The sequence below is a fragment of the Nocardioides ginsengisoli genome (genome assembly GCF_039537225.1).
Lineage (GTDB): Bacteria > Actinomycetota > Actinomycetes > Propionibacteriales > Nocardioidaceae > Nocardioides > Nocardioides ginsengisoli.
In genome coordinates this window covers 8,273-28,948 of record NZ_BAABAC010000008.1, presented here as the reverse complement: position 1 = coordinate 28,948, position 20,676 = coordinate 8,273, and the positions used below count along the sequence as shown (strand labels likewise).

Annotated in this window: 16 protein-coding genes and 1 other RNA gene; 4 read left to right on the top strand and 13 right to left on the bottom strand. The window is 72.5% G+C overall.

The features are described 5' to 3' along the window. Nucleotides 1-244 precede the first annotated feature (244 nt). The 7 genes from ssrA to ftsE all read right to left on the bottom strand — a co-directional run bounded on the left by ssrA (nt 245) and on the right by ftsE (nt 6,242). Nucleotides 245-614, bottom strand: a transfer-messenger RNA (tmRNA) gene (gene ssrA / locus AB4880_RS05610). Nucleotides 615-709: 95 nt separating this feature from the next. Continuing rightward, nucleotides 710-1,561 carry a trypsin-like serine protease gene (locus tag AB4880_RS05605; RefSeq protein WP_367918226.1) on the bottom strand — a complete coding sequence of 284 codons (852 nt, stop codon included), beginning with the start codon at nt 1,559-1,561 and terminating at the stop codon, nt 710-712. A gap of 73 nt (nt 1,562-1,634) precedes the next feature. After that, complete coding sequence (locus tag AB4880_RS05600; protein ID WP_367918225.1) at nt 1,635-2,543, bottom strand: amidohydrolase family protein; 909 nt, start codon at nt 2,541-2,543, stop codon at nt 1,635-1,637. Beyond that, nucleotides 2,536-3,039 carry an SsrA-binding protein SmpB gene (gene smpB / locus AB4880_RS05595; protein ID WP_367918224.1) on the bottom strand — a complete coding sequence of 168 codons (504 nt, stop codon included), beginning with the start codon at nt 3,037-3,039 and terminating at the stop codon, nt 2,536-2,538. The genes AB4880_RS05600 and smpB overlap by 8 nt, the downstream gene beginning before the upstream one ends. Before the next feature lie 162 nt (nt 3,040-3,201). Further along, complete coding sequence (locus tag AB4880_RS05590) at nt 3,202-4,500, bottom strand: peptidoglycan DD-metalloendopeptidase family protein (RefSeq protein WP_367918223.1); 1,299 nt, start codon at nt 4,498-4,500, stop codon at nt 3,202-3,204. An 89-nt stretch (nt 4,501-4,589) separates the two neighbouring features. Further along, nucleotides 4,590-5,531, bottom strand: a complete 942-nt coding sequence (ftsX, locus tag AB4880_RS05585) for a permease-like cell division protein FtsX (protein ID WP_367918222.1) — start codon at nt 5,529-5,531, stop codon at nt 4,590-4,592. Nucleotides 5,532-5,552: 21 nt separating this feature from the next. Beyond that, nucleotides 5,553-6,242 carry a cell division ATP-binding protein FtsE gene (gene ftsE, locus AB4880_RS05580; RefSeq protein ID WP_367918221.1) on the bottom strand — a complete coding sequence of 230 codons (690 nt, stop codon included), beginning with the start codon at nt 6,240-6,242 and terminating at the stop codon, nt 5,553-5,555. Nucleotides 6,243-6,364: 122 nt separating this feature from the next. On the opposite strand from ftsE, the gene AB4880_RS05575 reads away from it, so the two are divergent. Together AB4880_RS05575 and AB4880_RS05570 are read left to right on the top strand one after the other, a co-directional pair. Next, nucleotides 6,365-7,009, top strand: a complete 645-nt coding sequence (locus tag AB4880_RS05575; RefSeq protein ID WP_367918220.1) for a hypothetical protein — start codon at nt 6,365-6,367, stop codon at nt 7,007-7,009. A gap of 169 nt (nt 7,010-7,178) precedes the next feature. Beyond that, on the top strand, nt 7,179-8,912 hold the full coding sequence (locus AB4880_RS05570) for a fibronectin type III domain-containing protein (protein WP_367918219.1): 1,734 nt from the start codon (nt 7,179-7,181) through the stop codon (nt 8,910-8,912). Between the two features lie 19 nt (nt 8,913-8,931). Here the strand turns inward: AB4880_RS05570 and prfB are convergent, their stop codons facing one another. After that, nucleotides 8,932-10,050 carry a peptide chain release factor 2 gene (gene prfB, locus AB4880_RS05565; RefSeq protein WP_367918218.1) on the bottom strand — a complete coding sequence of 373 codons (1,119 nt, stop codon included), beginning with the start codon at nt 10,048-10,050 and terminating at the stop codon, nt 8,932-8,934. 554 nt (nt 10,051-10,604) lie between these two features. Between prfB and AB4880_RS05560 the strand changes: the two genes are divergently transcribed. Both AB4880_RS05560 and AB4880_RS05555 read left to right on the top strand, forming a co-directional pair. Continuing rightward, complete coding sequence (locus AB4880_RS05560) at nt 10,605-14,420, top strand: Ig-like domain repeat protein (protein WP_367918217.1); 3,816 nt, start codon at nt 10,605-10,607, stop codon at nt 14,418-14,420. 35 nt (nt 14,421-14,455) lie between these two features. Then, nucleotides 14,456-17,824, top strand: coding sequence for a beta strand repeat-containing protein (locus tag AB4880_RS05555; RefSeq protein ID WP_367918227.1), 3,369 nt, complete (start codon nt 14,456-14,458; stop codon nt 17,822-17,824). Nucleotides 17,825-17,913: 89 nt separating this feature from the next. On the opposite strand, the gene AB4880_RS05550 is transcribed toward AB4880_RS05555, so the two are convergent. The 5 genes from AB4880_RS05550 to AB4880_RS05530 all read right to left on the bottom strand — a co-directional run. Then, entirely contained in the window at nt 17,914-18,363 is a 450-nt protein-coding gene (locus AB4880_RS05550) for a pilus assembly protein TadG-related protein (protein WP_367918216.1), read from the bottom strand. Continuing rightward, a complete protein-coding gene (locus AB4880_RS05545; protein WP_367918215.1) occupies nt 18,341-18,796 on the bottom strand; it encodes a hypothetical protein in 456 nt (151 codons plus the stop codon). Before AB4880_RS05545 ends, AB4880_RS05550 begins: the two co-directional genes overlap by 23 nt. Further along, a complete protein-coding gene (locus AB4880_RS05540) occupies nt 18,793-19,203 on the bottom strand; it encodes a TadE/TadG family type IV pilus assembly protein (RefSeq protein ID WP_367918214.1) in 411 nt (136 codons plus the stop codon). The genes AB4880_RS05545 and AB4880_RS05540 overlap by 4 nt, the downstream gene beginning before the upstream one ends. Nucleotides 19,204-19,446: 243 nt before the next feature. Further along, nucleotides 19,447-20,355: a type II secretion system F family protein gene (locus AB4880_RS05535; RefSeq protein ID WP_367918213.1), complete on the bottom strand. Its 909-nt coding sequence runs from the start codon at nt 20,353-20,355 to the stop codon at nt 19,447-19,449. Further along, the coding region (locus tag AB4880_RS05530; RefSeq protein ID WP_367918212.1) for a type II secretion system F family protein at nt 20,352-20,676 on the bottom strand (325 nt) is incomplete at its 5' end. The genes AB4880_RS05535 and AB4880_RS05530, both read right to left, overlap by 4 nt.

Below are 20,676 nucleotides of genomic sequence, written 5' to 3'. Positions count from 1 at the left end.
CACCGCACTCGGCGGCAAGTCACCAGCCGACCTCGTGCCCAACCTGCGTGGACAGAACACCTAGCTCGCGCTGTTCGCGGGTGAGCATCGTTATCGCCCCTTCGTCGGCTGCCGGCACCCGGCGGTTAGCGCCGCAACCTACGCGCCAGGTCCGACGGAAACCGCCACCGCACCACGCAGCGCGGCACGAAAAATGACGAACCGACGTGGCCCGCGCTGAGCGCGGGCCACGTCGGTCAGAGGTGAGTGGAGCTGCGGGGAATCGAACCCCGGTCCTCGAGCGCCGAGCCAGGTCTTCTCCGGGTGCAGTCAGTGGTGGCGTTTTCTCGGCCCCGGCGCTCGCACTGACACGTCGCCGACAGGCCCAGCCGGGTTTGAGTCCCGCGTCACCCTCCCGGCGAGAGTGACGCAGCGAGTCTCCTAGATGACGCCTGGTTCCGGGACGGAGACGGATGCCCGGTCAGACGCTTCGATCACCGCTCAGGCGGCGAGAGCGAAGGAACTGCGCTTAGCGTTGGCAGTTATTGGTTTCCAGCGATCGTTTACGAGATGACGCTGGCTTCTCGACCCGCTTCCCCTGGAACAAACGTCCCAAGTCGAAACCGATCAGCCCCTCTTCTGTTGTCAACGACTCCAGTCTACCGGTGGCCAACGAGGCGGGCCCACCGGATATTCCGGAAGGCCCACCTCGTACGACGTAAGGCCGGGCTCAGAGCCCGAAGGTCGCCAGCCAGTTGCGCACGACGGGGATGTCGACGCGCTGGTAGCCGTCGATGTAGCGGCAGTTGGCCGTCCGCCCGTACGACGTGACGCCCACGATCGCGCCGTTCAGCCACAGGGACCCACCGGAGTCGCCGAAGCAGGTGCCGCCGGTGCCGAAGGGGTCCTTGTCGTTGCCGTTGGTCTGGATGATCTGCGGCGTGATCTTCTGGCCGGGCATCTCGACGTAGCGGCGGATCAGCGGGTAGCTCATCGGGGTCGGCTTCTGCGGGCCCGAGTCCGGCTTGCGCACCTCGGTGCCGTAGCCGACCGCGGTGAACAGCACCGACCGCGGCTGCTTGACCGCGTCGGACGTGCCGACGGGGGCGAGCGGGGCGGGCGCGATGTCGGTAACCGGGTGGTCGAGGACGATGACGCCGACGTCGTTCCAGTTGTTGATGTCGGTGAAGTTGCTGTAGTTCGGGTGCGTGTACGCCGTCCCGGACAGGTAGCCGGCGGCGGCGAGCTCGTCGGCGGTGTAGCCCGCGGACGGATCGGCGGCGGCCGGCAGCGGGGACGGCGGCGCCTCGGCGATCACGCTGTCGAAGGTGACGAGCGTCTTGCCGAGCGTGCCGGTCGTGCAGTGCGCGGCGGTGAGGAGGACCGTCGGGCTGACCAGCGTCGCGGAGCAGCGGAACCGGCCGTCGGCGTCGTAGAAGACGATCATGCCGACATTGGGATGGGCGTTGCCGTCGGCCGTGCCGCCGGTGCTCGCCGATGCTGGCGAGCTGGGGACGACGAGGCCGAGGCCCGCGACGGCCGCGACGACCGCGACGATCAGGGTCAAGAGACGAGTGCGCATGCTTCTCCTCCGTGCCGATGTCTGGAGAGCCAGTCCAACATCACGGCAACCCCCTGCGGAAGGGGGGAAGGGGTCAAGAATCCGCGACGCCCGGCCCGAGCAGTCGGACGGCGTTGTGCCAGCACACGTCGCGCAGCCAGTCGTCGCCGAGCCCGAGGTCGGCGAGCCACCCCAACTGGTCGACGTACCGGAACGGCAGCGTCGGATAGTCCGAGCCGTACACGACCCGCTCGCGCAGCGCCCCCAGCCGCGGCACCAGCCCGTCGTCGATCCGGCCGCCGAAGAAGGGCGCGAGCGCCATCGAGGTGTCGAGGTGGACGCCGTCGTAGGTCTCGGCGAGCGTCACGAAGTCGGCCGTCTCCGGCGCTCCGAGGTGGGCGACGAGGACCTTCAGCCGGGGATGCGCGCGCAGGAGCCGGGCCATCGCCTCCGGACCCGTGTACGGCGTGCCCACGGGCCCCGAGCCGACGTGGGCGACGACGGGGGTCGCGGAGTCCTCGAGGATCGCCCAGACCGGGTCGAGCAGCGGGTCGTCGACGTGGAAGCGCCCCACCTGCGAGTGCACCTTGAACAGCGTGACGCCGTCGCGCACCAGCCCCTCGACGTACGACGCCGCCTCGGGCTCCGGGTAGAAGGTCGCGGTCCACAGCGCCTCGGGCACCTCGGCCGCGAAGTCGCGGCTCCAGTCGTTGAGGAAGGCCGCCACGCCGGGCTTGTGGGCGTAGGGCAGCGTCGGGAACCGCCGGACCCCGAACGCGCGCAGCAGCCGCAGCCGCTCGTCGGCGTCGAACCGGTAGCGGATCGGCCACGACCGGCCGATGAGCTCTCCTCCGTTGTCGAACTCCCGCCACACCGCGCGCTCGATCGGCGGCGGCAGGAAGTGGACGTGGAGGTCCATCAGGCCGGGCAGGCCGAGCCGCTCCCAGAACGCCCGGACCTCCGCGACCTCGGCCTGAGCCTCGGCCGCGACCAGCTCAGTCACGCATGCCCTTGAGCCGGCGGCCGATCGCCTCCTGCTTCTCGCGGTCGGCGGTCCGCTCGGCGATGGCCTGCCGCTTGTCCCAGGTCTTCTTGCCCTTGGCCAGGCCGATCTCGATCTTGGCGCGGCCCTTGACGAAGTAGAGCGACAGCGGGACGACCGTGTGCCCCTTCTCGCTGACCTTGCGCTCGATCTTGTCGATCTCCATCCGGTGCAGCAGCAGCTTGCGCTTGCGCCGCGCGGCGTGGTTGGTCCAGGTGCCCTGGGCGTATTCCGGGATGTGCACGCCGTGCAGCCAGGCCTCGCCGCCGTCGATGTCGACGAACCCGTCGACCAGGCTGGCGCGGCCCATCCGCAGCGACTTCACCTCGGTGCCCTGGAGGACCAGGCCGGCCTCGAAGGTGTCCTCGATGTGGTAGTCGTGGCGCGCCTTCTTGTTGGACGCGACGAGCTTGCGCCCCTCCGCGTCCTCCTTCTTCGCACCCGACTTCTTGGCCATGGCCCGATTCTCTCAGGCGCCCGCAACGGGTTAGTTCACAGGTCCGCAGGTCACAGGTCACAGGTCGACAGCGCGGCCCCGAGGTCCTCGTCTCACCCGGCATTCCGGTCGTGAATCCGCCCGAGACGGGACAGGAATGCCGGGTGAGACCCGGAGCGAGGGTCAGAGGTACTGCATGGGGTCGACGGCGGTGCCGTTGCGCAGCACCGTGAAGTGCAGGTGGCATCCGGTCGACCAGCCCGTGGTGCCCGAGTAGCCGACGACCTGGCCGCGCTTGACGTGCGCGCCCTCGCGGACGGCGTACCGGCTCATGTGGTTGTAGACCAGCACGATGCTGTCGCCGTTGACCTTGCCGATGGCGAGGTAGAGGCGGTTGCCGTAGACCTCGTCGAAGTACTCGTTGATGACCGTGCCCGACTCGCCGGCCCACAGCGCCGCGCCGCAGCCGGTGCCGAAGTCGGTGCCGTTGTGCAGGCCCCAGTAGCCGTAGATCGGGTGGATCCGCCAGCCGAACGGCGAGGTGATCGGCCCCGGGCCCGGGCGGGCGAGCAGGCCGCCGGTGTCGCCGTGGTAGCTGCCGCCCTGCTTCTTCGACAGGGCGAGGATCTGGCGGCGGATCTTGGCCTCGCGGGCCTCGAGCCGGCGCAGCGCGGCGCGGTCGCGGGCACGGGCCCGGACGACGGCCTGCCGCGCGTCGCGGGTCTTCACGACCAGGCCGAGGACCTGGTTGCGGGCGGTCGTGGCGCTGGCGACCAGGCGCGTCACGACGACCACGTTCTCGTCGGCCTGCTTCTTCGCCGCGGCGACCGCGTCACGGGCGTCGGCGACGGCGGCCTTCTGCTTCGCCATCGCCTCCTCGGCGGCCTCCAGCTTGACCAGCGCCTGGTGCTGGCGGCCGGTGACGACGTCGTACGCCGTCTGGCCGGTCAGGACGTCCTCGATCGAGCCGCTGTTGAGGTAGGCGTTGACGATCGCGATCCGCGCGTCGTCACCGGTGGCCATCGACACGACGGCGTCGCGGCTCTCTCCCCGCTGGACGGCGACGTCGGCGCGGGCCTGGGCGAGCGCGGCCTTGGCGAGGTCGAGCTGGTGCTGCGCGTCGGCGAGCTTGGCGGCGAGCGTCGCCGCGGCCGACTGCGCCTTCACCAGGTCCGCCCGGACCGACTTGAGCCGGATCCGCGCGGAGGTCAGCTGCCCCTTGGCCCGGTCCAGCCGCTTGCTGATCCGGGAGACCTGCTGGCTGGCCTCGTCGATGAGGTCGCGGACCCCCGAGATCTGACCCCGCACGTGGTTCTGCTTGTGCTTGAGGTCGTGGCGGTCGTCGGCGTGCGCCAGCGGCACCGTGAGGCCCGCGATCGCGACGACGACCGCCACGAGGGTGACGATCCATTGCGGGTGGGCCCACGCAGGACGCCGTTCGAGGGCACGGCGCAGCCAGGGGGCGCTGGGGAAGAAGCGCACTGGTCCAACCAATCAGTGTTCGGGGAAGAGTTGCTCGGTTCGCTCGCTGGCGCTCGCTCACCGAACCCGTCGACCGTAACCGCCCGCGATCAGACTTTGACGTATTTGCGGGTCAGCAGGAGTGTCGGGACCAGCGTCAGCACCGGCCCGAGGATCACGATGCCCGGCGGGAAGTAGTCGATGAGCGAGTGCAGGAAGTCGTCGCGCGTGATCCAGGGCAGGAAGGTGACGTGCTCGGCGAGCCCGTTCTCGATCCCCCAGTACTGGAAGGCGGCGAGCGCGGCCGTCGCCAGCCCGACGCCGATGATCGCGGTGACCAGCGCCTCGAGGAGGAACGGCAGCGCGATGTAGAGCGTCGAGGCTCCGACCAGGCGCATGATGCCGATCTCGCGACGGCGCGCCAGCGCGGCCAGCCGGATCGTGTTGGTGACCTGCAGCAGCGCGGCGAGCAGCAGGAAGCCGGAGCCGATCCAGGAGCCGTAGCGCAGCACCTTCATGATGCCGAAGATCTGCCCGAGCGCCTTGCGCTCGTCCTTGATCCCGGAGACGCCGTCGAGGCCCTGCAGCGCGCTGATGATGCCGTCGGCCTGGTTGGGGTCCTTGAGCGTCACCCAGTAGCCCTGCGGCCAGCTGTCGACGGTCACGACCGGGTTGGGGCCGGTGACGGCGCTGTCGGGGATCTGGCCGGACTTCCGGGCGTTGTCGAAGCCCTCCTGCTTGGAGACATAGCGGGAGCTGCGGACCTCCGGGTTGTCCTTGATCTCCTGCTCGATCCGCTGCTTCTGGTCGGCGGTGACCTCACCGCTGCCGCAGTTGGGGCTCTGCGACGGGTCGTCCTGGGTGCAGAGGTTGACCAGGATCTTCAGCTCGTCGCCCAGGGTGCTGCGGGCGAGCGTGGCCTCCTTCTGGATCAGGATGCCGATGCCCGCGAGGGTGAGCGAGACGAAGAGCGTGAGGATCACCGCGAGATGGGCGGAGAGGTTCCGGCGCAGGCCGGTTCGGAGCTCGGTGAAGACGTAGCGCAGCTGCATGAGTGAGGAGATCTCCTGAGATCAGTGCTGGAAGCCGTAGCTGCCGGATGCCTCGTCGCGGACCACCTTGCCGTGGTCGAGCTCGATCACCCGCTTGGTGAACTGGTCGACGATGCCGTGGTCGTGGGTGGCCATCAGGACCGTCGTACCGGTCGCGTTGATGTCGCCCAGGAGGTTCATGATCCCGACGGACGTCGCCGGGTCGAGGTTGCCGGTCGGCTCGTCGGCGATGAGGATCATCGGGCGGTTGACGTAGGCGCGGGCGATCGCCACCCGCTGCTGCTCACCGCCCGAGAGCTCGTCGGGCATCCGGTCGCCCTTGTCCTTGAGCCCGACCAGCTCGAGCGTCTCCGGCACGACCTTGTTGATCTCGCGGCGGGACTTCCCGATCACCTGCTGGGCGAACGCGACGTTCTCGGCGACGGTCTTGTTGGGGAGCAGTCGGAAGTCCTGGAAGACGGTGCCGATCTGGCGGCGCAGCCGCGGCACCTTCCACCCGGCCATCCGGTTGATCTCCTTGCCGGCGACGTGGACGCGCCCGGTGGTCGGACGGAGCTCGCGCAGGACCAGCCGGAGGGCGGTCGACTTGCCGGAGCCCGACGTACCGACGAGGTAGACGAACTCGCCCTTGTCGATGTCGAGGGTGACCTGGTCGAGCGCCGGCTTCCCGGGTCCGGGGTAGCGCTTGGTGACCTTTTCGAAGCGAATCACTGACCTGACGGTACGCCACGACCAAGGCGTCCGCTCGGACCCGCCGTCCGGTGCGTCGCCGGTCGTGGGTGAGGTCACAGGCGCTCGGGGCGCTCTCAGGTACGTCCTCTAGGGTGATCGCCGTGCCGACGGTCCTGCGTGCGCTGCTCCTCTCCGCGCTGCTCACGCTCCTCCCCGTCGCGATCGGCGTGGCCGTCTCCGGCGAGGGCAGCACGCCCGCGCCCCCGCGCAAGCCGGCCGCCTACCAGGGCACCGCGCTACAGGACTTCGACACCGCGACGGCGGTCGTCAAGCGCGCCCCCTTCTGCGAGCTGATCCCGGCGCCCGCGGTCACGGCCGCGCTGGGCGCCGAGGGCACCGTCTCGGGCTACGACAACGGCGAGCAGACCGACGCCGTCCCCGGGGGCGACGTGGCCCACGAGTACGGGTGCCGCGCGGCGTCCTCCCCCACGGTGCCGGCCGAGGGCCGCGCGTGGGTGTTCGCTCCCCCGGTCACCGCCGCCTGGGCGCAGCAGCTGGTGGCCGCGGCCGCCAAGACCAAGGGCTGTACGGCGCTCGCCGGCGCGCCCGCCTACGGCACCCCCTCGACCGGCCTGGTGTGCGAGCTCGGCGACCAGCGCTCGGTCACCTACCGGGGCCTGTTCGGCGACGCCTGGCTCGCCTGCAGCCTGACCCTCCCGGTCGCCGTCGACCAGGCTCAGCTCGTCGACCGGGCCGGCAAGTGGTGCGTCGCCGTCGCGCAGGCGGCGTCGGTCCCGGTCAGCTGATCGGCACACCATCCGGCCCTCGATCCAGTCGACACGCCTGGCCGATCGGTCATAGTCCCCGGGACCTCGGTCCCGGTCGGCTCAGGCCCCCTCCCCGAGCACCGATCGGGGCTCCATGGGGAACCTTCTGCGCGCGGGAGTCCGCGCTCTTCTCGGGGCAGGCGTCGCGGTGGCACTCGTGGCCACGGCGACGGGCGGCGCGCACGCCGAGCCCGGTACGCCGGCCACGCCGTCCACGCCGTCCACGCCGTCCACGCCCGGATTGACCGCTCACCAGATCGCCCTGCTCGAGCGGGACCCGTCGCTCTCCGCCTCGCCCGACGGCCAGATCTTCGCCGTCGACGCGTGGCAGGCGCCCACCGGCGCGGCCGCGACCGCGGACAGCACGGCGGACGACCTCACAACGGCGCAGGCGAGCGCGCTCACGTCGTACTCGCTGGCGGACACGTTCGTGATGCACAGCCGCCCGGGCGCGAACCGGACCATCTACCTCGACTTCGACGGCGGCACGCTGCTGTCGACCAACTCCTGGCTGCTCAACGGGCTGAGCACGCTGGTCTTCCCCGGCTGGTCGCTGGACGCGTCGCCGAGCTTCTCCGACGACGAGCGGACCGTGATCCAGGAGGTCTGGGCGCGCGTCGCGGAGGACTATGCGCCCTTCGACATCGACGTGACGACGCAGGAGCCGGCGGCCGGTGGGCTGTGGCGCGCGTCGAGCGGCGACACGGCGTACGGGACGCGGGTGGCGTTCAGCTCCGGCACCGCCGTACAGCGCGCGCTGTGCAACGGCGGCTGCGGCGGCATCGCCTGGATCGGCACCTACAACATGGTCACCCCCGGGGAGACCCGCAGCCCGGCGTGGGTCTTCCCCTCGTCGCTGGGCAACAAGGCGAAGAACCTCGCCGAGGCCGCGGCGCACGAGGCCGGCCACACGCTCGGCCTGTCGCACGACGGCACCACCACCAACGGCTACTACGCGGGCAACGCGCTGTGGGGCCCGATCATGGGCAGCCCGTACGCCGCCGCGGTGACCCAGTGGTCGCGCGGCGACTACCTCGGCGCCAACAACCACGAGGACGACGTCGCCGTCATCGCGGCCCACGGCGGCACCCTGCGCACCGACGAGGCCGGCGACAACCCCGACACCGCGCTCCCCTACACCGACCTGCCCCACGGCACCGGCCTGATCACCACCAGCGCCGACCGGGACTGGTACCGCCTCGACGGCTGCTCCGGCACCGTCACCGCTCAGGCCGACCCCTCCGAGGTCGGCCCGAACCTCGACATCCGGCTCGAGCTCCGCAACGCCAGCGGCGCGCTGCTCACCGCCGCGGCCCCGGCCACGACCCGCGTCAACGGCCGGCTCAACGGCCTCAGCGCCACCGTCAGCCGCAGCCTCACCGGCGGCCCCTACTACGTCAGCGTCGCCGGCGCGGGCTCGGGCGAGGGCGGCGCGAGCGGCTGGGCCTCCGGCGGGTACGACGCCTACGGCAGCCTCGGCAGCTACACCCTCGCCGTCACCGGCTGCGCGGGCGGCTCGAGCGTCGCCAAGCCCCCGTCGGCGGCGAAGCCGGGCGCCTCCAGCACGCCCGCGCGGCGGCCGAGCGCGCCCGCCGTACCGAAGGTCGCGAAGGGGGCGACGGGCGGCAAGCTGTCCATCGGCGTCCGCTGGTCGACGCCGGTCACCGGCGGCGCCGCGATCACCGGCTACGTGATCAACGCCTACCGGCTCGACGCCCGCGGCCGTGTGGTCGCGACCAAGCACACGAGCGTCCTGCCGGGCACCACGCAGGCCGTGCAGCTGATGCTGCCGAAGGGGCGCTGGGCGGTGCGGATCAAGGCCCGCAACCGGATCGGCTGGGGGCCGCTGAGCCCGCGGTCGGCGGCCGCGAAGGCCCGCTGACCGCGGCGCTCGGCCGGGATCAGTTGTCGGCGGCCTTCTCGGTGCCGCGGCGCCAGCGGATGCCGGCCTCGAGGAAGCCGTCGATCTCGCCGTCGAAGGTGGCCTGCGGGTTGCCGGTCTCGTAGCCGGTGCGCAGGTCCTTGACGATCTGGTAGGGGTTGAGCACGTAGTTGCGCATCTGGTCGCCCCAGCTCGCGGCGACGTCGCCCTTGAGGTCCTTCTTGAGCGCGGCCTCCTCGGCCTTCTTCAGGGCGAGGAGCTTGGCCTTGAGGACGACCATCGCGGAGGCCTTGTTCTGCAGCTGCGACTTCTCGTTCTGGCAGCTGACCACGATGCCGGTCGGGATGTGCGTCAGGCGGACCGCGGAGTCGGTGGTGTTGACCGACTGGCCGCCGGGGCCGCCGGAGCGGAAGACGTCGACGCGAACCTCGTTCTCGTCGACCTCGATCTCGTCGGTCTGCTCGAGCACCGGGACCACCTCGACCGCGGCGAACGACGTCTGCCGCCGTCCCTGGTTGTCGAACGGGCTGATCCGGACCAGCCGGTGCGTGCCGACCTCGACCGAGAGGGTGCCGTAGGCGTAGGGGGCGTGGATGGCGAACTCGGCCGACTTGATGCCGGCCTCCTCGGCGTAGGAGATGTCGTAGACCTCGACGGGGTACTTGTTGCGCTCGGCCCAGCGGGTGTACATCCGCATCAGCATCTCGGCGAAGTCGGCCGCGTCGACACCGCCGGCGCCGGAGCGGATGGTGACGATGGCCTCGCGCTCGTCGTACTCACCGGAGAGGAGGGTGCGGACCTCGAGCCCCTCGACGGCCTTCTTGACCTTGCCCAGCTCGGTCTCGGCCTCGGCCAGCGTGTCGGCGTCGCTCTCCTCGGCCGCGAGCTCGGCGAGGACCGCGAGGTCCTCGATCCGGCCCTGCAGAGCGCGGAACCGCTCGACCTGGCCCTGCAGCGACGAGAGCCGACCGGTGACGCGCGTGGCGTTGGCCTGGTCGTCCCAGAGGTCGGGCGCGGCGACCTGGACCCCGAGGTCGGCGATCTCCTGCTCCATCGCGGGCAGGTCGAGGACCTGCTCGATGGTGTGCATCGTCGCAGTCAGCTGCTTGATCTCGGCGTCGTAATCGGGTCCAGCCACAAGACACAAGGCTACGGCGCGAGGGGGTACGGCGGCGAACCGCGGTCGCCGCGGGGGCGGTGCGGGTGCGCCGGGGGGTGTGCGCGAGGTTCGCCCGGGGCGTGGGCGCGGCTGCGCCCAGGGTGCGGCGGAGGTGATCGGCGCGGATCCGATGAACCAGGTTCATGCCTCCCCGCCGATGATCGACCCGGCAGAAGTTTCTGCCGGGTCGGCGCATTTCGCGAGCCAGTTTGTGCCGGGTCGGCGCATTTCGCGCGCCAGTTTGTGCCGGGTCGGCGACGCCCCGACCGGCCCCGGGGCACCCCAAGACCCCTTGCAAAGAAAACGTGAACAGTTTTCAGAAAGGGATGTGCTGGGCGTCACAAACCTGCTTGAATCCCGGCACTCCCTCCGCCACATGGGCTCCCGTGCCCGTCCCTCTCGGGTGGCACCCCCCCACTCACACGGGACGGTGACGCATGCTCCCTGGGCCGAACGACAGCACTCTTCACCCGACAGACCGACGCCGACGCCCAGCGCCCCACGCACGCGCGACGCGCGCGTTCCGGCGCCGGATGAGCTGGCTCAGCGTGCTCGCGACCGTGGTCGCGACGCTGGCGGCAGCGGCGACCGGCGTACCGGCGCACGCGGCGCAGGCGTCCGGCGACGACGTGGTGGCGTGGAACACCGGGTGGGCGTGGACCTACCAGACCACGTTCCGCTACACCGGCGACACGGCGGACGTCACGATCAATGAGAACGTGACCTACACGGTCGCGGGGGTCGAGAGCTTCCAGGGACACAGCGCCTACAAGCTCACCATCACCGGCACCATCACCGGCGGCAGCGGTACGGCGAGCACCCCGCAGGGCAACGCCAGCCTCAGCAACTTCTCCGGCTCGGTGAGCGGCACCAAGTACGTCCGCCGCTCCGACCTGGCCCTGCTGCAGGAGAAGCAGCACCAGAACCTGTCCGCGAAGGCCTCGATCTCGATCATCTCGGTGGGCATCACCGCGGCGATCGACCTCGACATGGTCCCCCGCGGCGGCTGGCGCGCGCTCGACTTCCCGATCGAGGCCGGGCAGAGCTGGCAGAACAATGTGGACGTCGACTACACCGGCGGCTTCACCTACGACGCCGGCAGCCTCGGGGGCACCGGCGGCAGCCCGTTCGACGGCACCTTCTCCCTCAACGCCCCGGCGAACGTCACCAGCGCGAACGCGACCGCCCCGGTCGGCAACGTCCCGGCCCGCCGCGTCCACTCGCAGAGCGCCGACGGCTCCATGGTGAGCACCCACTGGTGGTCGCCGGGCCACCGCAACGACGCGCAGGAGTACCTCAAGCTCCCCCTCGACGGCGCCACGCTGACCATCGACCGCAAGCTGTCGAACGCCTCCACCCCGGCCGCCTCGACCACGCTCACCGAGACCCTCACCCCGTCCCTGACCTGCGGTGGCGGCGACGTCGCCGTCGAGGGCCGGCTCAGCACGGGCGCGGCCGGCGTCCCGGTGACGATCACGCTCGACAAGTCGCCCCTCACGCCCGGCCTCGGCGTCACGGTCACCACGACGACGACCGCCAACGGCAACTACTCCGCCACCGTCCCCGCTCCCGGGCAGGCCGACGGCCTGCAGAAGAACGGCGTCCGCGGCAGCTGGGGCGTCCTCGTCACGGCCGGCGGCATCACCAACGCCGCGACCGTCGTCGTCACCCCGAAGAACTGCTCGTCGCTGACCTACGCCGGCGCCACCGGCGCCCCGCAGGGCACCAGCGCGACGGTGCGCGCGAAGCTCGTCGACCCCACCGGCGACAACGTCGCCGGCCGCACGGTCACCTTCGCCCTCTCCGGCGGCGCCACCGTCACCGCGACCACCGACGCGGCGGGCATCGCCGAGACCCAGGTCGCCGTCGCCGGTCCGCCGCGCAGCGCCACCGTCACCGCCTCGTACGCCGGCGACGCCACCCACGAGCCCGCCTCGGCGTCCTCCGCGTTCACCGTCGGGACCATCCCGACGACGACCACGGTCATCGCCGACCCGGGCACCGTCACCATCGGCGACCCGGTCCGGTTCACCGCGACCGTCGCGCCGTCCCACGGCGGCAACCCGGCCGGCACGGTGCAGTTCCGCGTCGACGGCGCCGACTTCGGCTCGCCCGTCGCGCTGAGCGGCGGCCAGGCCACCAGCGCCGCGCTCTCCACGCTCGGCCTCGGCATGCACTCGGTCGTCGCGATCTACAGCGGCACCGCCGACCACACGGCCAGCTCGTCGTCCGCGGTCGACTTCCGGGTCCGCGTGCCGCTCCTCGGCACCAGCACCGCATCGTCGGTCTCGCCGTCGAATGCGGCGTACGGCCAGCCGGTCACGCTCTCCGCGACCGTCTCCGCCGGCTCCGGCACCCCCACCGGTGACGTCGTCTTCACCGTCGGCGGCACCGAGGTCGGCCGTGCCGGCGTCGGCACCGACGGCAACGCCTCGGTCGTCGTCACGGACCTCCCGGTCGGCAGCAACGCCGTGGTCGCCACCTACACCGGCGACGACGTGTACGGCGGCAGCGCGGCGTCCCCGCGGACCGTCACCGTCTCCAAGGCCACGGTCGGCGTCGAGCTCGACGCGTCCGCGAGCCACACGGTGAGCGGCGAGGCGGTCAGCTTCACCGCGACCGTCGCGGCCCAGGCCCCGGGCGGCGGCACGCCGGCCGGCTCGGTCCAGCTGCTCGTCGACGGCACCGCCGTCGGCAGCCCGGTCGCCCTCGACAACGGCGTCGCCGCCTTCGCTCCGGTCACCTCGCTGCGGGCCGGGACGCACACCGTCGAGGCCCGGTACGCCGGCAACGCCAACTACGCGAACGGCTCCGACCAGACCCAGCAGGTCGTCTCCCCCGCCGACACCACGACCGTCGTCCAGGCGATCCCGGCCACGTCGGTGCAGGACCAGAACGTCACGCTGACCGCCGTCGTCACCGCCGTGAGCCCCGGCTCAGGCGCCCCCGGCGGCACGGTGACCTTCTTCGCCGACGGCGAGTCCCTCGGCGCCGTCCCGGTCACGGCCTCGGCCTCCGGCAGCACCGCGAGCCTGGACGTCGACGACCTCGCCCCGGGCAGCCACCAGATCACCGCGCGCTACGCCGGTGACGACGACTACACGGCGAGCGAGTCGGAGGCCGTCGGACAGACGGTGATCGCGGGCACGGCCGTCGTCGGTACGACGACCGCGCTCACCTCGAGCGACAGCCCGTCGGCCTACGGCTGGGACGTCACGTTCACCGCCACGGTGGCCGCCGACGACGACAGCACCCCGACCGGCACCGTGCAGTTCTCGGTCGACGGCCAGGACCTCGGCTCACCCGTCGCGGTCGACGCGAACGGCCGGGCCGTCAGCCCCGCCGTCTCGCACCTCGAGGTGGGTGACCACACGGTCATCGCCAGCTTCGTGGCGGCCTCCGGCTACTCCGACAGCGGCGCGCTCCTCACCCACACGGTCGCGCTCGCCGCGGCGCACCCGCACCTGACCTCCTCCAAGCCCACCTCGGGTGTCGGCGAGGACGTCCGGTTCACGGTCGACGTCACCTCGGCGTCGGGCGACGTCCCGAGCGGCGCGGTCCAGTTCCGCGTCGACGGTCACGCGCTCGGCACCGGCGTCCAGCTCGTCGACGGCAGCGCCACCAGCGTCGTCGTCAACGACCTGGCGCCCGGCGACCACACCGTCACGGTGCTCTACTCGGGCGACGGCCGCTACGGATCGGCCACCGACGAGCTCACCCAGAAGGTCGTCCAGGTCGCCACCCGGATGGATCTGGCGTCGTCCGCCCTCCCGTCGACCTACGGCGAGGCCCGCCCCTTCCAGGCGATCGTGTGGCCGGAGGACACCAGCCTCGGCACGCCGACCGGCTCGGTGACCTTCTACTCCGACGGCGTCGCGATCGGCACGGTGGCGCTCTCGCCGTCGCCGGCGCCGAATGTCGCGAAGGCGAGCCAGGCCACGATCTCCACCAGCACGCTGTCGGCGGGCACGCACCACATCACCGCCGTCTACGCCGGCACCGACAGCTTCAAGGGCAGCTCGGCAGGGCCGTTCCCGGTGACGATCAACAAGCTGGCGACGACGATGACGGCCGCACCCGCGGCGGTCGCGCTGACCCCGCTGATGCTGCCGCTGGGCCAGCTCCGCGCGACCGTCACCGGAGGCGGCCGGGCCGTCGCCGGCGTCCCGGTCGAGTTCCGGGCGGGCGCCAAGCTGCTCTGCACGGCCACGACCAACGAGTCCGGGATCGCGGTCTGCAACGCGGGCTCGCAGATCGTCCTGCTGACGGCGGCCCTCGGATACACGGCCACCTTCCCCGGTGACGCCAACCACCTCTCCTCCACGGCGCGCGGCGCCCTGATCAAGTGAGCGCGACAGCGATGAAAGGAACCTCAGTGCGCCGAATGATCGCGGGCCTCGCGGCCTCCACCCTGACGATCGGGCTTCCCGTCGTCCTGGCCTCGTCGGCCTCGGCCGACATCACGGCTCCGGCCCAGAACGCCGTACTGCGAGGCAATGCCACGCTCTCGGCGAGCGGCGCCACCGACTCCGGCACCGGCTGCATCGCCGCGGACGGGCCGCTCACCCAGCTCCAGCTGCGGATCCCCGGCGGCGCCGAGGTCTTCACCAACGAGCAGGGCGGCACCGGGGCCAAGAGCGTCGTCATCGACACCCACAACTACCCGAACGGCTCCTACATCGCGCGGGCCAACGAGCGGAACCGGTCGGGCTTCCTCTACTGCCCGACCAGCTGGAAGACGACCGACCGCGCGGTCACGATCGACAACATCACCGCACTCGCCTACACCGGGGACACCGCGGGCGCGCAGAACACCTCCGTCACGGTCAAGGCCAAGCTGACCGACCCCAACCTGGCGGCCTCCGTGCTGCCGGGCCGGGTCGTGACCTTCGCCCTGTCCGGGGGTACGTCGGTCAACGCCACCACCGACGCCAGCGGCATCGCCACGGCGACCCTGCCGGTGTCGGGACCGCCGCGGACGGCGACCCTGACGGCGTCCTTCGCCCAGACCACCTACTACAAGGGCTCCACGGCGCCCGTGACGTTCGAGGTCACGAAGAACCCGAGCACCACCACCGTGGTGCAGCCGGCCTCGGTCGTGCACGGTCAGCCGGTGTCGTTCACCGCGCAGGTGGCCGCCAACAACGGCTCGAGCACGCCGACCGGCACCATCCAGTTCACCGTCGACGGCAACGACCTCGGCGCGCCGGTCCCGATCTCGGGCGGGGCGGCGTCGTCGGCGCCGACCGCGGCGCTGAGCACCGGAGCGCACGCCATCGGCGCGCGCTACAGCGGTGACGCCAACGTCGCGACCAGCACCTCGGCCACCAAGCAGCTCACCGTCGGCAAGGCGCCGACGAGCACGGTGCTCACCAGCACCGGCTCGCCCACGGTCAGTGGCCAGGCGGTCACCTTCACCGCGTCGATCAGCGTCCTGGCGCCGGGCGCGGGCGACCCGGCGGGCGGCGTCCAGTTCAACGTGGACGGCGCGCCGTACGGCACCGCGATCCCGCTGAACGGCGACGACGAGGCCGAGCTGACGATCAGCAACCTGCCGGCGGGCAACCACGACGTGCAGGCGACGTACAACGGCAACGTCGACTTCGCCGCCAGCGCGTCGGGGACCCTCACCCACGGCGTCGACCGGGCCGACACCACGCTCCAGCTGAGCTCGTCGAACCCCGGCGCCGTGGCCGGCGAGCCGCTCAGCTACACCGCGCACGTCACCGTCGTAGGCCCCGGCGCCGGTGACCCGAGCGGCACCGTGCAGTTCTTCGCGGACGGCGACCCGATCGGCTCCCCGGTCGCGCTGAACAACGGCAGTGCCGTCTCCTCGACGGTCAAGCTCCCCGCGGGCAGCCACGCGATCACGGCCAACTACGAGGGCGACAGCCGGTTCGCGGGCGCGTCGAGCGGCTACACCCAGACCGTCGCCGCGGCGCAGACGACGACCGTCGTCACCGTCGACCCCAGCCCGTCGGTCTTCGGCCAGCCGGTGACGATCAGCGCCACCGTCACGCCGCAGGCTCCGGCCACCGGCCAGCCGGTCGGGCTCGTGCAGTTCACGATCGACGGCCAGCCCGGCCCGTACGTCACCCTCGTCGACGGCGTCGCGGAGCTCGACACGAGCACGCTCTCCCGCGGCACCCACCAGATCAAGGCGGTCTACTTCAGCTCCGACCCGAGCTTCTTCACCAGCACCTCGGCGACCGTCAACCACACGGTCAACAAGGCGGCGACGAAGACCACCGTCACCAGCTCCTCGCCGGTCGCCGTCTTCGGCCAGCCGGTCACCTTCACCGCGACCGTCGCCGTCCTGGCGCCGGGCGCCGGCAACCCGTCCGGCACGGTGACCTTCACCGACGGCGACACCGTCGTCGGGACCGCTCCGGTCAGCTCGCTCACCGGCGGCACCGCCTCGATCACGGTCGACTCGCTCGGCGTCGGGCAGCACGCCGTGGTCGCGACGTACGAGGGTGACGACAGCTTCTCCGGAAGCAACGGCACGGCGGCCCAGAAGGTCCAGCGGGCGCAGACCTCGACGATCGTGGCCTCGACGGCGAACCCGTCGCAGCCGGGCAACGCGGTCCGCTTCACCGCCACCGTCAGCCCCGTCGCTCCCGGCGCCGGTGTCCCCGGCGGGACCGTGCAGTTCAAGGTCAACGGCGCGGCGCTCGGCGCTCCCGCCGTCCTGACCGACGGCACCGCCACCAGCCCCGACTTCTCGAACCTGTCGCCCGGCACCTACCGGATCTCCGCCGTCTACAGCGGTGAGCCGCGCTTCGTCGCCAGCACCGGCCTGCTCGACCAGGGCAACGGCCAGACCGTCGGCAAGGCCGGGACCGCGCTCGAGCTCGTGTCGGACGACGACACCGCGCAGCCGGGTCAGCCGGTGACCTTCACCGCCACCGTGCGGACGGTCGCCCCGGCGACCGGCAAGGCGACGGGCGTCGTGCAGTTCTGGGACGGCGACACGCTGATCGGCGCCGGCAGCCTGGCCCCGGCCTCGGCCACCAACACCAGCGTCGCGTCGTACACGACCACCGCGCTGACGCCCGGCACCCACGAGATCCGTGCGGTGTACGCCGGCAGCGTGACCTTCGACGGCTCCTCCGCCACCACCGCGCAGGACGTGTCGACGATCGTGACGGTCACCGGGATCGAGTCCTCGGCGAACCCGTCGGCCTATGGCGACACGTTCACCCTCAAGGCGGTCGTCGCGGACACCGTCGCCTCGGCGGGCAAGCCGACCGGGACGGTCACCTTCCTCGACGGCCAGAACGTCCTCGGGACGGTCGCGCTGGCGACGGTGAACGGCCGTCAGGAGGCGACCCTGCAGGTCACCGGCCTCGCCAGCGGCAACCACCCGCTGCGGGCGTCGTACTCGGGGAGCAGCTCGCGCGCCGCGAGCGTCTCGCCGAGCCTGACGCAGGTGGTCCAGCGGGCCGCGACCCGGCTCGACGACCTGCGGACGACCGTCGTCCTCGGCTCGGTGCGCGACGTCTACGCCACGCTGCGCGACAGCCACGGCAACCCGCTCGCCGGCCAGACGCTGACGTTCCGGACCGCCTCGTCCCTGCCGGGCGGTGACGGCCAGCGCCTGATCTGCGAGACCCAGACCGACCAGAACGGCGTCGGCCACTGCGTCGTCGAGCCGCGCTGGCGCAGCCTGGTCACGCAGGCGGGATTCGACGTCTTCTACGACGGGACGGCGAACTACCAGCCGACCAGCGACCACGGCGGTCGCGGCTGATCCTGGCCGCATCTCATCCGCACCCCCGCGACCTGGCTCCAGGTCGCGGGGGTGCGGCATCTCGAGGCGCGCGCCGGTCGGTGCCGCGCTCACCGCTCCGGATCGACGACGGCAGCGCCCACCGCCCGGACCGTCGTCGCCGACGTCCCCGGCAGGTGGAGCGGGAGCGCCAGCGGCGCGGTCAGGACGACGACCACCCGCTCGCCCCGGACCTCCACCCGCGCGCGCAGGCCGGGGTGCGCGCGGAGGGCGCCGGTGTCGCGGAGGTACGCCCGGACCGCCCGCTCGGCCTCCGCGCGCGAGACGGGAAGCGGGCCGTGGGTGAGGCCGCCGACGTACGCCGCCGAGCCCTGCGCGCCCAGGTCGGCCCCCTGGAGCGCGGCGCCGTCGGCGAGGGCGTCGAGGCGCTCGCGCGCGAGGTAGGCCGCGCTCGCGTCGACGACGACCGCGACGAGGACCAGCACGATCGCGGCGAACGCGAGGACCAGCGGCGTCGCGCTCCCCCGGTCAGCGCGGTCAGCGCGGTGCGGGCGCGTCACGGTAACGACCGATCGGGACGGTCTCGGCGGCCCGCAGCCGGAAGGTCGGCGTACCGGCGCCGAGGACGTCCGGGAGCAGCGGGAGCGTCACGGCCGTGTCGATCCGGACCGTGATGACGGAGGCGGCCCGGTGACAGCTGCGCGGGTACGGCGTGCAGCTGACCAGCACGCGCAGCGGCGCATCCCCCGCGCCCTGGTCGGCGAGCGTCTGCCGCGCGACCGACTCGGCGCGGCGCCGTCCGGCGCTGTCGTCGGGAGCGAGCGCGTAGGCGCGCGCCGCGGCCCGAGCGGCGGCGCTGACGCCGTACGAGCCGCGCTGGACCTCGGATACCGACAGCACCACCCACAGCAGCGGCAGGATCAGGATCAGGCCGACCCAGGCCATCTCGATCAGGCCGTTCCCCCGCTCGTCGCGCCGCGGGCCGCGCCTCACGGCAGCTCCTCGACGGCCCGGCCCGAGGCGGTGACCTCGAGGGCCGGGCCGCCGAGGTCNNCCCCGAGGGCCGGCCCGCCGAGGTCGAGGCCGAGCGCCGGGACCCGCGCCCGCACGGTGATCTCGACACCCGGAGCGCCGTCGACCACGACCCGCCGGACGCCGACGTGCCGCGCGTACGACGGGCCGAGCGCGGCGCTGATCCGGGCCCGCGTCCGCGCGACGCCCTCGGCGGGGCCGCGGTCGGCGGTCGCCGCGAGCCGGGCGCCCTCGGACGCCGCCGCGGCGAGCGTGGTCCGCACGTGCAGGACCAGCGCCACCTGCAGGACGCCGAGGACGAGCGGCACCAGGACGAGGCTCACCAGCGCGACGTCGACGAGCGCCGTTCCTCGCTGGCAGCGGGTCACCGCACCGAGGCGAGCGCGTCGCGCAGGATGCCGACCAGCTGGGGCTGCGCGATCCCCCACAGCGCCATGCCGATGCTGACCGTCATCAAGGTGACCAGCACCCAGCCGGGCACGTCGCCGCGCTCGTCGCCCGGCCGCCGCCTTCGCCCGCGCGGCGCGGGCCGAGCGCGGGGTGGTCGGAGCAGGGAGCGGGGTCGCGGGAGCAGGCGGACGAGGTGCATGGGCGGCCTTTCGTGGAGGGGGTCAGTGGCTGAGGGTGAGGCCCACGAGACCGGGCCAGAAGGCGAAGAAGACGGTCGTGGGCAGGACGAGCAGGACGACCGGCGCCATCATCGCGATCTCCTTGCGGGAGGCCTGCTCGATGAGCGCCCGGCGTCCGGCCTCCCGGACGTCGGCGGCCTGCGCGTGGAGGACCTCGGCGAGCGGCGTCCCGCGCTCGATCGCGACCGCGATGCCGTGGGCGAAGCGCGCGACGACGGGAAGGCCGGTCGTCGCGGCGAGGCGGTCGAGGGCGTCGGTGATCTGGCCGCCTGATCGGACCCGGGCGAGGACCTCGGCGAGGACGGCGGAGAGCTCACCCCCGCTGCGGCGGACGACGCGGTCGAGGGCGGCGACCGGCGCCTCCCCCGCCGCGACGCTGAGCGCGAGCAGCTCGGCGACGGTCGGGAACTCGGCGAGGATCGCCGACTCACGGCGCTTGACCGCGGCGGTCAGCCGCTGGTCACGCAGGAGCAGGCCGCAGCCGAAGCCGCCCACGCAGAGTAGGAGGAGGGGCACCGGCGCAGTCGGACGGGTCCAGGTGCGGAGCAGGGCGTAGGCGGCGGTCGCGCCGAAGCCGCCGAGACCCCACAGCACCTGCTCGACGCGGAAGGACGGCACGCCGAGGGGCGATCCGGCGCGATCGAGCCGACGCTGCACCGAGGCCGCGCCGCCGAGCGTGCGGTCGACGAGGTCGGCCAGATCGGCCACCCAGCGCGGCTGCGCACGGCCGCGGGAAGGTGCGGACGGCGGGTCGGGAAGGACGTCTCGGAGGTAGGGCAGCACCCGCGCGGCCAGGGGCATCCGGCGGATCGCGGCCACCCGTACGACGACGAGCACCGTGCCGAGACCGGCGCCGAGCCCGAGCAGGGCTCCGAGAAGGGCCGGGCTCATCGCAGGATCCGACGCTCGACGGGAAGCCGGCCGAGCCGGGTCATCAGCCGGTAGGCGACGAGGCAGACCAACGCGCCCGCCACCAGGACGACGGCGCCCGCGGGCGACTGGTAGCGCTGGATCACGCTCCGCTGCGTCGCCATCACGACCAGCACCAGCCAGGGGGACGCCACCGCCAGCCGCGCGCCGTTGACCGCCCAGGACTGCCGCGCCTCCAGCTCGGCGCGGGTGCGCAGGTCGTCGCGCAGATAACCGGACAGGTTGCGCAGCAGGCGTCCGAGCTGGCCCCCGCCGACCTCGCGCGCGATCCGCAGCCCCTCG

Bases quoted from the DNA above. Each gene is read 5' to 3' on its own strand.
- AB4880_RS05535 (WP_367918213.1), bottom strand. From the start codon at position 20,355: ATGAGCCCGGCCCTTCTCGGAGCCCTGCTCGGGCTCGGCGCCGGTCTC.
- smpB (WP_367918224.1), bottom strand. From the start codon at position 3,039: ATGGCCAAGAAGTCGGGTGCGAAGAAGGAGGACGCGGAGGGGCGCAAG.
- AB4880_RS05605 (WP_367918226.1), bottom strand. From the start codon at position 1,561: ATGCGCACTCGTCTCTTGACCCTGATCGTCGCGGTCGTCGCGGCCGTC.
- AB4880_RS05555 (WP_367918227.1), top strand. From the start codon at position 14,456: ATGATCGCGGGCCTCGCGGCCTCCACCCTGACGATCGGGCTTCCCGTC.
- ftsX (WP_367918222.1), bottom strand. From the start codon at position 5,531: ATGCAGCTGCGCTACGTCTTCACCGAGCTCCGAACCGGCCTGCGCCGG.
- AB4880_RS05560 (WP_367918217.1), top strand. From the start codon at position 10,605: ATGAGCTGGCTCAGCGTGCTCGCGACCGTGGTCGCGACGCTGGCGGCA.